We start from the raw sequence: 13,213 nt of genomic DNA, 5'->3' as shown, positions 1-13,213 counted from the left end.
GGTCGGCTACGCATCGTTGCCTTGGTGAGCCGTTACCTCACCAACTAGCTAATGCGACGCGGGTCCATCCATAAGTGACAGCCGAAGCCGCCTTTCAATTTCGAACCATGCAGTTCAAAATGTTATCCGGTATTAGCCCCGGTTTCCCGGAGTTATCCCAGTCTTATGGGCAGGTTACCCACGTGTTACTCACCCGTCCGCCGCTAACTTCATAAGAGCAAGCTCTTAATCCATTCGCTCGACTTGCATGTATTAGGCACGCCGCCAGCGTTCATCCTGAGCCAGGATCAAACTCTCCAATAAAGTTAGTTTGTCTAGCATCTAAAATAAAAATTGACGTTTCACGTTGTTTGTTTCGTTCAGTTTTCAAAGAACTACTTCGTCGCTCAGAAGCGACTTTATCAATATAACATTTCGTTATATTTTCGTCAACAACTTTTTTCAATAAGTTGTTTTTCGTTTGTTTTGTTTGTTACCTTTCGTGGCAACGAATATAAATATACCAGTTTGATTATTAAAATGCAATAGTTTTTCTAATAAAATTTTTAACTTAGTAAAAAAGTATAAAAACAGCACCTTTCTTCTATATAAATATAATTTCTCGCACTATCAAGATTTACTATACCCACGCAACTCATGCTCAAATAAAAAAAGCTTTGGAGAAATCTCCAAAGCTTAGTCTTGTTTATGGCGCATAGCAGGGAATAATAATACATCACGAATAGATGGTGCATTTGTTAATAACATAACTAGACGATCAATACCGATTCCTAATCCACCCGTAGGAGGCATACCGTACTCAAGAGCTTCAATATAATCGTCATCCATCATATGAGCTTCATCATTACCTTGTTCGCGCTCTTTTAATTGCGCTTCAAAACGTTCTTTTTGATCGATTGGATCATTTAACTCAGTGAATGCATTTGCATGTTCACGCGCAACGATAAATAATTCGAAACGATCTGTAAATCTTGGATCTTCATCATTCTTTTTCGCAAGCGGCGAGATTTCTACCGGATGACCGTAAATAAATGTTGGTTGGATTAATTTATCTTCTACTTTTTGTTCGAAGAATTCATTTATAATATGACCAACTTCCATTGTATCTTTAATTTCTACATTATGTTCTTTTGCAAGCTCACGTGCTTCTTCTACACTCATCGGATTCCAGAAATCAGCTCCAGAGTATTGCTTAATCGCATCTACCATATGAAGACGTGTCCATTCTGGTTCTAGATTAATTTCATAATCACCATACTGGATTGTTGTTGTACCCAGTACTTTTTTCGCGATATGAGCAACCATATCTTCTGTTAACTTCATAATATCTTTATAATCAGCGTATGCTTCATATAATTCAATCATCGTAAACTCAGGGTTATGACGAGTTGATACACCCTCATTACGGAATACACGGCCGATCTCATATACTTTTTCCAAACCACCTACAATAAGACGCTTTAAATGTAGCTCAATTGCGATACGCATATATAATTCCATATCTAACGCATTATGATGTGTAGTGAAAGGACGCGCAGAAGCTCCACCTGCAATTGCATGCATCATAGGTGTTTCCACTTCAAGATAACCGTTGTCATCTAGGTATCTTCTCATCTCACGAATGATTTTACTACGAGTAACGAACGTTTCACGACTTTCCATACTTGTAATTAAGTCTAAGTAACGTTGACGGTAGCGTTGTTCAACATCTTTTAATCCATGGTATTTATCTGGTAATGGACGAAGAGATTTCGTTAATAGCGTAAAGCCTGTTGCTTTTACTGAAAGTTCTCCAACGTTTGTTTTGAACACTTTACCTTCAATACCTACTAAATCACCTAAATCTGCTGTTTTAAATAATTCGTACTCGTCATCTCCAACAGCATCTTTACGAACATAAATTTGAACTTGTCCATGTAAATCTTGAACGTGTGCAAATCCAGCTTTCCCTTTTCCGCGTTTTGTCATAATACGACCAGCGATAGAAACAGCGATTTCCTTCTCCTCTAATTCTTCCTTAGAGAACTCTCCATATAGACTCACTAAATCAGTTGTTGAATTTGTGCGTTCAAATCTTTTACCGAACGGGTCAATTCCTTGTTCACGTAAATTATGTAGCTTTTCACGACGAACAATCAATTGGTCGTTTAATTCTTCGTGGTTCATGTTATCCATGATATTGATATCACTCCAGCTCTATTTAATTTTACAATATATACAGTATAGCATTTTCTACTCAACTAGAAAAACTGCCAGCAACTAACTGGCAGCTCTTCTTTCTTTCACGTAATTATAGGAAGTGTATAGAAGAATGTCAATCTCCTATGTCCATTATTAACCAACGTAAATTGTTTGTTGTTTCGCTTCCACTTCTTCTACAAATGTACCTAACACATTCGCAAGGTCTTCCCGTGTGTTACAAGCATTAATACCATTACGTACACTCGCATTACCACGAACACCTTTTAAATACCAAGCTGCATGTTTTCTCATCTCTCTTACAGCGACACTTTCGTTCTTTAAGTCAATAAGACGATCTAGATGTAACATACATACATCAATTTTCTCGCGCACTGTTGGTTCCGGCATTAATTCACCCGTCTCCAAATACTTTACCGTACGATAAATCATCCACGGATCTCCAAGAGCCGCACGACCAATCATAACACCATCTACACCAATTTCATCAAGCATACGCTTTGCATCTTGCGGCGTTGCGACATCACCATTTCCGATAACCGGGATATTTACAGATTGTTTTACTTGTTTAATAATATCCCAATCCGCTTTTCCTTCATACATTTGCACTCGTGTACGTCCGTGAACCGCCACAGCTTGGCCACCAGCACGCTCAACAGCCCTAGCATTTTCTATTGCGAAAATATGTTCTTCATCCCAACCGATACGCATTTTAACTGTAACCGGCTTTTCAACAGCATCTACAACCGCTGCTACCATTTCATATATTTTATTCGGATCTAAAAGCCACCTTGCCCCCGCATCACATTTAACGATTTTCGGCACTGGACAACCCATATTAATATCAATTATGTCTGCTGTCGTATATTTATCTACATATTTCGCAGCATCTACAAGAGTTTCTTTCTCTCCACCAAAAATTTGTAAACTTAATGGCTTTTCTCTCTCGTCGATATATAACATATCTAATGTTCTTTTATTATTAAGTAATATTGCCTTATCACTTACCATTTCAGCACAAACTAAGCCGGCACCAAATTCTTTTACTGTTAAACGGAATGCAGAGTTACACACTCCCGCCATCGGTGCTAGTACAACCGGATTTTTCATCTCGATATTTGCAATCTTTAACAATCAACCTACTCCTTCCTGTACAATCACTTTGGCATTAATTCCTCTATCGAAACATTTAATGCCTTAGCAACTTCTACTACAAAATCTTGAGAAGGCGATCTATTCCCTCTCTCAACCTCACCTAAAACAGATACAGATACCCCTAGTTCTTTAGCAAAACCTTCTTGTGTATAGCCTTTTAGCTTTCGAAAAGCACGAATGCGTCTTCCCCATTTTTCTGCTTCCATACCGTTACTCCCTCTCGCCTTTTCATTTCTTCTACTTGTGAACGTGAAATGTTTTGTTTTATGTCTTGATTAATCTCTAACAACGGAACGATAACAAAAGCTCTTTCAAACATCCGCGGATGCGGAACAATAAGATTCTCTGCTTCAATATTCTCTTGATTATAAAGTAAAATGTCAAGGTCGATAGTCCTCGGCCCCCACCTAATTTCCCTTTTTCTTCCTAGGTCATTTTCTACTTTTTGTGTTACTTTCAATAACTCTTGTGGTGATAAATTGGTAGAAATTTTTATAACTAAATTTAAAAAACAACTTTGGTCAGTATAGCCAACTGGCTCAGTTTCATATACAGATGAAATATCATCAACCTGAATATAAGGATTTTTATTTAAAAACTGAATCGCTTCAGTTAGATACGTATAACGCTCTCCAATATTTGACCCTAATGCAATGTAAGCTATATTGTTCATGGACGTTCTCTCGTAATTTCTACTGCTACAGCACGATAATGACCCGGTATCGGTGGATCCGGCTTAATTACCTTAATTGTACAGCGTGAAATACTTTCATATTGTTTTAATATATCTGCAGCAATATTTTCAGCGATACTCTCCACAAGCTTATACTTTCTATCCTCAACAACTTTTCTACATAATTCGAAAAGCTCTCCATAATTGACCGAATGCTCTAAGTCATCACTTTCCCCTGCACGCTTTAAATCCAACTCCACCGTTAAGTCAACTTTAAATCTCTGACCTAATTTATTCTCCTCTGGGAACACACCATGATAACCATAAAACTCCATATCATGGATATAAATTTTATCCAATTACCTTACCCCCTTACCAATCATCGCATCCATCATTTTAGCCATACGCGCCATTTCTTTCACATCATGGACACGAACAAACTCACAGCCCTTTTCAATACCAAGACAAACGGTAGCTCCTGTTCCCTCAAGACGTTCCTCCACTGGCAAATCTAATACGTGCCCAATAAAGGACTTTCTCGAAGTACCTAAGAGAACCGGATAACCTAGCACATTTAACTGTTCTAAATTACGCATCGCCTCTAAGTTCTGCTCAGGTGTTTTAGCAAAACCGATACCTGGATCTAAAATAATATTCTCATCTGGCACACCAGCATTTTTAGCAATTTTAATACTGTCATACAAATCAGCAATCATATCCGCCATTAAATTACGATAATTCATATTATCGCGGTTATGCATTAAAATGATGGGTACATCATAATGAGCTGCGACTTCAGCAATTTTTGGCTCCGCCTTCGCTCCCCAAATATCATTAATAATATGAGCACCAGCCTCAATTGCTTGCTTTGCAACTTCAGCTTTATATGTATCGATAGATATAGGCAATTTTACTTCTTTTGAAACTGCTTGAATCATCGGGACAACTCGCTTTATTTCTTCTTCTACTGATACTTTAGCAAAACCTGGGCGAGTAGATTCGCCACCAATATCAATAATATGAGCACCTTGACCTTGCATTTCTTTTGCGTGACGTACCGCAGCATCTACCTCGTTGTAACTCCCACCATCAGAAAACGAATCTGGTGTTACATTTAAAATCCCCATAATTAATGTTTTTTCATTTAAATTCAATGTATATTCGCCGCAGCGCAAATCATAATCCCACTTCAAACTACACATCTCCTCTTCGTAATTCATTTCTGCTCCATAATTTCTCTCTTTGCATTCCATAAAGGTACATTAAACTTTTTGTAACCACTCCTACTTTACCCGGGAAATCCTGCGCTTCTATACGATAAAGCGGAACAATTTCTTGAATGGAGTTTGTTACGAAGACTTCATCCGCTGAAAGTAGCTCATCTTTTGTAAAGAAACCTTCCTTTACTTCTATATTTAATTCTTCAGCACTCTTTATAATAAACGCACGAGTGATACCATTTAAAATCCCTGTCTCTAACGAAGGTGTATATAAAACATCACCTTTCACAAAAAATAGATTCGAAACAATACCCTCTGCAACATAACCTGCTTCAGTGAGGAAAATACCTTCCTTACTCACAACATTTCCAATTTCACGCTTCCCTAAAATATTATTTAAATAGTGATGAGACTTCAGGCGAAATGTCCCTTCCGGTGTATTTCGCACTTGTTTTAGAATAACACCTTCTTTTTCCACTACATCCCCTGGAGCTGTTAAAGGTTTTATAAAAACAATAACAGAAGGCTCTTCATACATTTCCGTTTGTAATCCTATTTCATCTATACCCGCTGATACATTAAAACGTACATATGCATGCTTCAATTCATTCTTAGCGAGTAAATCTTTCAAAATAAGCATCACATCATTTTTTGTCATTGTCCATTTAATTTGCAATGTATCCAGCGCCTCTATTAAACGGTTATAATGATCATCCAATAAGAAAGGATGACCATTATAAATACGAAACGTTTCAAAAACTCCAAGACCATATAAATAACCATGATCATAAGGAGAAATTCTCGCTTCACTTGCTTCTACATACTGACCATTTACGTAAATTAACATAATGTCGCACTTGGACTGTATTTACGAATGAAATTCTGCAACAGCTCTTTCCCATGAGAAGTCATAATAGATTCTGGATGGAATTGCACACCCTCTATCGGCAATGTCTTATGACGAAGTGCCATAATTTCCCCTTCCTCTGTCCAAGATGTTACCTCTAAGCAATCGGGTAACGTCTCTTTCTTAACAATAAGGGAATGATAGCGCGTCGCAGTAAACGGATTAGGAATATCCGAAAAAATCGTCTTTCCATCATGATGCATAAGCGAGGTTTTTCCATGCATTAATCGCTCTGCACGGACAACCTCTCCCCCAAACACTTGTGCAATAGATTGATGCCCTAGACAAACACCAAAAATCGGAGTCTTTCCAGCAAAGTATTTAATAGCTTCCATACTAATCCCAGCTTCATTAGGACTACATGGGCCTGGAGAAATCATTAGAAAATCTGGTTTCATATTCTCAATATCTGAAATGGTCACTTCATCGTTACGTTTAACAACGAGCTCTTGTCCAAGTTCTCCAAGAAACTGCACTAAATTAAATGTAAAAGAATCATAATTATCAATCATTAATATCATTTCTCTCACCTAACCGTTTCTTCGCTACGTTCTTTTGCACGCCATAAAGCAATCGCCTTTTTTAACGACTCTTTATATTCATTTTCCGGATTTGAATCAATTACAATTCCCGCCCCTGCTTGTACATGAGCTTTTCCATCTTTAGCAAGAAGTGTTCTAATTACAATATTCAATTCGGTATCTCCAGAATAACCAATCCAACCGATTGAACCTGTATAAATCCCTCTTCGAACAGGTTCTAATTCCTCAATAATTTCCATCGTACGTATTTTTGGGGCACCAGTAATTGTTCCCCCAGGGAATACAGCCTTCACTAAATCAAAAGCATCCTTATCTTCTTCCACCTCACCACGCACATTAGAAACAATATGCATAACATGTGAGTATTTCTCAATTACCATAAATTCATCTACTTCTACAGTTCCATATTTACAAACACGTCCTAAATCATTTCTTTCTAAATCCACAAGCATTACATGCTCTGCTCTTTCTTTTTCGTTCTCAATTAATTCTCTTGCTAATTCTTCATCCTCTTGCTCATCCGCGCCTCTAGATCTCGTTCCAGCAATCGGTCTTGTACTCACTTCAGTTCCTTGTTTCTTAATTAACAACTCTGGCGATCCACTAACAATTTGAAAATCCCCAAGCTCCAGGTAACCCATATATGGAGATGGATTAATCTTACGAAGACTTGTATAAATTTCTAGTGGGTGTGTCTGTAACGTTCTTTCTTGTCTCGTCGACAAGTTTACTTGGAACACATCACCCGCCCCAATATATTCTTGAATACATTCAACTGCCTTCATAAAGCTGGCTTCAGTAAAAGCAACTGCTTCACTTTTCTTTTCAGGACTTTCAAAAGGCACGGTCACTTCAGGCGCTTCTGTCATCCAAAGACTCTTCCACTCATTTAGCCGTTCATTCGCCTCTTCATATTTATCTACATAATGCGTAATAACCCATAACACTTGTTCTTTTTGATCATAGACAAATACGTCATCAAATAATAAAAAGAAGATGTCAGGTATATTAATATCATCTTCCGCAAGAGAAGGCAGCTTTTCAATATAACGGATACAGTCATAACTGAAATAGCCAATTGCACCACCTTGAAAAGGCGGATACTCTGGGTTATAGTCCGTCTTCCATTGTTCCATATATTCTTGCATTAAATCTAACGGATTCCCTCGTTTTATTGTTTCCTTACCACTTTCACTTATATGTAACGTTTCATCCTTCCCTCGAATTACCGCTACTGGGTTCAGCCCTACAATGTTATAACGACCGCCACGGCCGCTTTCTAACAAAATATGTTGCGATTTACCCTGAGAAAGAAATTTATATTGCTTAAAGAAATCTAACTGATATGGAATAGAAAGCGCTAAAGATTTTCTTCGTTGCATATCAACACCCCGTCTTCTTTTATCCCACCCTCTTAGATAAACCAGCTCAAACTACATAAGTTATTTATATAGAGATTGATTATACTCGAAGGCTAGTGAAAATAATTTAATTATACTACCTCTTATTTTACATGAAGTTTTCTAGTCATTCACTCTTTTCCTATTTCCAATCCCAAAAGAAAAAGCACCCTTTTTCAAGGATGCTTTTTCAATCGCGTTTAATTAGGATTCAAATTGATAAAGTGGTGTACTTAAATAACGTTCACCGTTACTTGGGATAATAACAAGTACCTTTTTCCCTTTACCTAACTTTTTCGCAACTTCTGTTGCTGCATAAATAACTGCGCCTGAAGAGATACCAACTAAAATACCTTCCTCTTTAGCCACTCTTCTCGCATATTCAAATGCTTGCTCTGTTTTCACTTGAATAATTTCATCATATACTTCTACATCCAACGTCTCCGGAACAAATCCCGCCCCAATTCCTTGGATTTTATGTGGACCTGGCTTCCCACCAGATAATACTGGTGAATCTGCAGGTTCTACTGCATAAATTTTAATATCTTTATACGCTTCCTTCAGTACTTCACCAGCACCAGTAATCGTTCCACCTGTACCAATACCTGCAATAAACGCATCTAATTGGTCGCCCATTTGTTCAATAATTTCTGGACCTGTTGTTAAACGGTGAATTTCTGGATTCGATTGGTTTTTGAACTGTTGTGGTATAAAGTAGCCATGTTCTTTTGCTAATTCAGTCGCTTTACGAATTGCTCCACCCATTCCTTCAGGCCCTGGAGTCAATACTAATTCCGCACCGTAAGCACGTAATAAATTACGACGCTCAATACTCATTGTTTCTGGCATTACTAAGATTGCATTACATCCTTTAGCAGCCGCTACCATCGCTAAACCAATTCCTGTGTTACCACTTGTCGGCTCAATGATTGTATCGCCCTCTTTTAATAATCCCTTTTTTTCAGCATCTTCAATCATAGCTAATGCGATACGATCTTTAACACTACTCCCCGGATTCATAAATTCTAATTTTAAGTATATATCTGCGCTGTCTGATTCTACGATGCGGTTCAACTTAACGATCGGCGTTTTCCCGATTAATTCTGAAACTGATTGTGCCACTCGCATTCCTGTCACTCCTAACACCGAGTATTTTTATTGGTTTTATCTATATTTAGATTTTGTCAGAAAATTCCCTGTTTGTCAATTCATTTGGAGGGTTGCTCCTCTTAATTCCCTTATTACAAATTCTCGATTAAATTTGTAATATCTTCTTTAGAGAACTTGTATCGTTCATTACAGAAATGACAGTGAACTTCTGTCTCTTCCTCTTCTTCACGAACTTGCTCTAACTCTGTTTTACCTAAACTAATTAATACACTCTCAATACGCTCGCGTGAGCATGTGCAATTAAATTGAACATCCATTGTTTCTAATACTTTTACTTTATCTTCTCCAAGAACTGCATATAGTAGCTCTTCCGGAGAAAGACCTTGTTCAATCAACGTTGATACAGGTGGAATCTTTTGTAAACGGTCTTCAATAAATGAAATCGTTTCATCTTGCGCACCCGGCATAATTTGAAGGATGAATCCACCTGCCGCTAATATGCTATCATCTCCATTTACAAGAACACCAACACCTACAGAAGAAGGCGTTTGTTCAGAAACTGCAAAATAATACGTAAAGTCTTCTCCTAATTCTCCTGAAACGATTGGAGATTGACCAATAAACGGCTCACGCATTCCAATATCTTTAATTACAGTTACAAACCCCTCTGTACCTACCGCTTGATATACACGTAACTTCCCTTGTTCTGTTCCTTCAAAATCAACATGCGGATTCGTTACATAACCACGTACATCTCCATTTGCATGAGCATCTACTAAGATAGGGCCAATTGGACCGTTACCTTCTACCTTAATCGTTAACTTTTGCTCGCCCTTTAACATTGCGCCCATCATTGTACCCGCAGTCAAAGAACGCCCTAGTGCCGCTGAAGCTGTTCTCCATGTATCATGACGTCTTTGCGCCTCACTTACTGTATTTGTTGTACGCACACTATACGCACGCACTTCTCCATCAAATGCTAACGCTTTTACTAAATAATCTTTCATACGTATTTATTCACCTTTCTCATGCTGTAAATTTGCATTACGTTCATATAACATATACAAACCTTTTAACGTTAAAAACGGATCTACAATATCAATTACATTCGATTCTTCGGAAATTAATTTTGCCAATCCACCTGTTGCAATAACTTTAGGTTCTTGTCTAGCTTCTTCTTTCATACGCTTAACAATACCTTCCACTTGTCCAACATAACCATAAAGAATACCAGATTGCATCGCACTTACTGTATTTTTCCCAACAACACTGCTTGGTTTTGTAATTTCGATACGAGGAAGTTTTGCTGCTCTGCTATATAAAGCCTCTGCTGAAATCATAATTCCTGGCGTAATAACTCCACCCATATAATGTTTTTCTTCGTTAATATAACAATATGTAGTAGCCGTACCAAAATCAACAATAATGAGCGGACTTCCATATAAGTGGATTCCTGCTACTGCATTTACAATTCGGTCTGCGCCTACTTCACGCGGATTTTCATATTTAATATTTAGTCCTGTTTTTATCCCAGGCCCTACTACAAGCGGTTTAATTTTAAAATATTTTTCACACATGCGCTCTAAAGCAAACATAATTGGTGGTACGACTGAAGACACAATAATACCTTTCACATCTTCAAACGAAAGACCCTCATGCTCAAGCAATTGCTTTACAAGCATTCCATATTCATCTTCTGTCTTATGACGATCTGTTTCCATGCGCCAATGCTGACGAAGTTCCCCCTCTTCAAACACACCTAGTACAGCATTTGTGTTCCCTACATCCAATACAAAAATCATATTCTCACCACTTATCTTATTTAATCTATATTTGTGCAGTATGTATAAAACTTATAAAAACATCATATCACACATACTTATATAATCAGCTTTCCTACCCTCATCATTTTACAAAAAGATTGCTCTCTATTTCAATTTTTAATACTAGTTTTACTTAAATTACTTTATCCACTAAGTTCTCAATAGTAATTAACAAAGATTTTAACAAACAAAAAAGGAGTGACGATAGTCACTCCTTCACTTCTTACTTATCTTCTTTATCTTCATCGTCTTTCTTCATGTTGATGTTTACTTTCACATCATCTGAAGATGTTGGACGTTCTGGCAATCTGCCGTAATCACATAAATGATTGATTTGCTCTGCATCTAATGTTTCTACTTCAAGTAACGTTTGTGCGATAATATCTAGTTTATCACGGTTTTCAGTAAGAATTTGTTTTGCACGAGCATAACATTCTTTCATAATTGATTGCATTTCCATATCGATTTCATGTGCAATCGCATCACTATAGTTTTGTTCTGAGTGGAAGTCTCTTCCTAAGAACACTTGACCACCTTGCGAGCTACCAAATTGCATCGGTCCAAGTTTGTCACTCATACCAAATTCCGTAACCATACGTCTTGCAATACCAGTCGCACGTTGGAAGTCATTATGAGCACCTGTACTCACTTCACCAAATACAATCTCCTCAGCTACTCGGCCACCAAGTAAACCAGTGATTTTATCAAGTAACTCTGGTTTCGTCATGAAGTAACGATCTTCTTTCGGAAGCATTACCGCATATCCACCAGCCTGACCACGAGGGACAATTGTTACTTTATGAACGACATCTGCTTCATCGAGAACAACACCAATTACAGTATGACCTGCTTCATGGAAAGCAACGATATTACGTTCTTTTTCAGAGATAACACGACTTTTCTTAGCTGGACCTGCAATAACACGATCCGTCGCTTCATCGATATCACTCATATCAATTTTCTTCTTATCTTGACGTGCAGCTACTAAAGCAGCTTCGTTTAATAAGTTTTCAAGATCCGCACCAGAGAATCCTGGTGTACGAGTCGCAATCGCTCTTAAATTAATATGCTCATCAAGTGGTTTATTACGCGCATGTACTTTCAGTACAGCTTCACGGCCATTTACATCTGGACGATCTACTGTAATTTGACGGTCAAAACGACCTGGACGTAATAACGCTGGGTCAAGAATGTCTGGACGGTTTGTCGCAGCAATGATAATAATACCTTCGTTTGCACCGAATCCATCCATTTCAACAAGTAATTGGTTCAATGTTTGCTCACGCTCATCATGACCACCACCAAGACCTGCCCCACGTTGACGACCTACTGCATCAATTTCATCAATGAAAATGATACAAGGAGCATTTTTCTTTGCATTTTCAAATAAATCACGTACACGTGATGCACCGACACCGACAAACATCTCTACGAAGTCAGAACCACTGATAGAGAAGAATGGAACGCCAGCCTCACCTGCAACAGCACGTGCTAATAAAGTTTTACCTGTACCTGGAGGTCCAACTAATAGGACACCCTTTGGAATACGAGCACCAACTTCAGAGAACTTACGAGGGTCTTTCAAGAATTCAACTACCTCAACAAGTTCTTGTTTCTCTTCATCCGCACCAGCAACATCTCTGAAACGAACTTTTTTCTTTTCATCATTATATAACTTCGCCTTACTTTTCCCGAAGTTCATAACACGGCTACCGCCGCCTTGAGCTTGGTTTAATAAGAAGAAGAATAAAATGAAGATGATGACAAATGGAATGATTGAAGTAAAGAATGTTACCCAAGCACTTGTTTCTTCTGCTGGTTGATACTTAACTTCGGCACCTTTCGCTTTATCATTAATTTTCTTTTGTAATTCCTCAGTATTTGGTGCATAAGTAACAAATTGTTCTCCTTGGCTAGAGTTATTAAATTGTCCTTTTACCTCAAATACACCATTTTTCGGTTGAAGTTGCACATTACGCACTTCACCGCTTTCTAGTTTAGTAATGAATTTGTCGTAGCTAACTGATGTCGTTTTTTGTGTCGAACCATTAAAATAGCTCACGATTCCAATTACTACTAAGAATATCAGTAAATAAAAGATGGTATTACGGAAGATACGATTCATTCCTAACCTCCTCTCACGGCATAAACACTATAGTAAATCGTAACATAGAAAAACTTTCC

The 13,213-nt window shown here is 37.9% G+C and carries 13 protein-coding genes and 1 rRNA gene; all 14 read right to left on the bottom strand.

From position 1 onward, the window contains the following. A 16S ribosomal RNA gene (locus MR168_RS13250) occupies positions 1-303 on the bottom strand; the annotation flags it as partial. 372 nt (positions 304-675) lie between these two features. Then, on the bottom strand, positions 676-2,175 hold the full coding sequence (lysS, locus tag MR168_RS13245) for a lysine--tRNA ligase (protein ID WP_000369668.1): 1,500 nt from the start codon (positions 2,173-2,175) through the stop codon (positions 676-678). Positions 2,176-2,334: 159 nt separating this feature from the next. Further along, positions 2,335-3,333, bottom strand: coding sequence for a tRNA dihydrouridine synthase DusB (dusB, locus tag MR168_RS13240; RefSeq protein WP_000912251.1), 999 nt, complete (start codon positions 3,331-3,333; stop codon positions 2,335-2,337). A 23-nt stretch (positions 3,334-3,356) separates the two neighbouring features. Next, a complete protein-coding gene (locus MR168_RS13235; protein WP_000387031.1) occupies positions 3,357-3,560 on the bottom strand; it encodes a helix-turn-helix domain-containing protein in 204 nt (67 codons plus the stop codon). Then, on the bottom strand, positions 3,512-4,027 hold the full coding sequence (gene folK, locus MR168_RS13230) for a 2-amino-4-hydroxy-6-hydroxymethyldihydropteridine diphosphokinase (RefSeq protein ID WP_001059450.1): 516 nt from the start codon (positions 4,025-4,027) through the stop codon (positions 3,512-3,514). The genes MR168_RS13235 and folK overlap by 49 nt, the downstream gene beginning before the upstream one ends. Beyond that, positions 4,024-4,386, bottom strand: a complete 363-nt coding sequence (folB, locus tag MR168_RS13225) for a dihydroneopterin aldolase (RefSeq protein WP_000358062.1) — start codon at positions 4,384-4,386, stop codon at positions 4,024-4,026. The genes folK and folB overlap by 4 nt, the downstream gene beginning before the upstream one ends. Next, positions 4,387-5,247 (bottom strand): dihydropteroate synthase, encoded by an 861-nt coding sequence (gene folP, locus MR168_RS13220; protein ID WP_002164656.1) that lies wholly within the window; start codon positions 5,245-5,247, stop codon positions 4,387-4,389. Further along, positions 5,222-6,094: an aminodeoxychorismate lyase gene (gene pabC, locus MR168_RS13215; protein WP_000909884.1), complete on the bottom strand. Its 873-nt coding sequence runs from the start codon at positions 6,092-6,094 to the stop codon at positions 5,222-5,224. The genes folP and pabC overlap by 26 nt, the downstream gene beginning before the upstream one ends. Next, positions 6,088-6,675 carry an aminodeoxychorismate/anthranilate synthase component II gene (gene pabA / locus MR168_RS13210; protein ID WP_000602290.1) on the bottom strand — a complete coding sequence of 196 codons (588 nt, stop codon included), beginning with the start codon at positions 6,673-6,675 and terminating at the stop codon, positions 6,088-6,090. Before pabA ends, pabC begins: the two co-directional genes overlap by 7 nt. Before the next feature lie 5 nt (positions 6,676-6,680). Continuing rightward, the gene (gene pabB, locus MR168_RS13205) at positions 6,681-8,078 is read right to left on the bottom strand and encodes an aminodeoxychorismate synthase component I (RefSeq protein WP_086411683.1); all 1,398 of its coding nucleotides are present in this window, start codon (positions 8,076-8,078) and stop codon (positions 6,681-6,683) included. A 222-nt stretch (positions 8,079-8,300) separates the two neighbouring features. Next, complete coding sequence (gene cysK, locus MR168_RS13200) at positions 8,301-9,224, bottom strand: cysteine synthase A (RefSeq protein ID WP_086411682.1); 924 nt, start codon at positions 9,222-9,224, stop codon at positions 8,301-8,303. Between the two features lie 113 nt (positions 9,225-9,337). Further along, positions 9,338-10,213 carry a redox-regulated molecular chaperone HslO gene (gene hslO / locus MR168_RS13195; RefSeq protein WP_000656372.1) on the bottom strand — a complete coding sequence of 292 codons (876 nt, stop codon included), beginning with the start codon at positions 10,211-10,213 and terminating at the stop codon, positions 9,338-9,340. A gap of 6 nt (positions 10,214-10,219) precedes the next feature. After that, on the bottom strand, positions 10,220-11,008 hold the full coding sequence (locus tag MR168_RS13190) for a type III pantothenate kinase (protein WP_000578368.1): 789 nt from the start codon (positions 11,006-11,008) through the stop codon (positions 10,220-10,222). 244 nt (positions 11,009-11,252) lie between these two features. Then, the gene (gene ftsH, locus MR168_RS13185) at positions 11,253-13,154 is read right to left on the bottom strand and encodes an ATP-dependent zinc metalloprotease FtsH (protein ID WP_001079667.1); all 1,902 of its coding nucleotides are present in this window, start codon (positions 13,152-13,154) and stop codon (positions 11,253-11,255) included. Between the last annotated feature and the right edge of the window lie 59 nt (positions 13,155-13,213).

Origin of the sequence: Bacillus cereus group sp. BfR-BA-01356 (assembly GCF_022663635.1) — a bacterium.
Taxonomy (GTDB): Bacteria; Bacillota; Bacilli; order Bacillales; family Bacillaceae_G; genus Bacillus_A; species Bacillus_A cereus.
The sequence above is the reverse complement of the archived record's forward strand: the minus strand, read 5'-3'. Positions and strand labels throughout refer to the sequence as shown.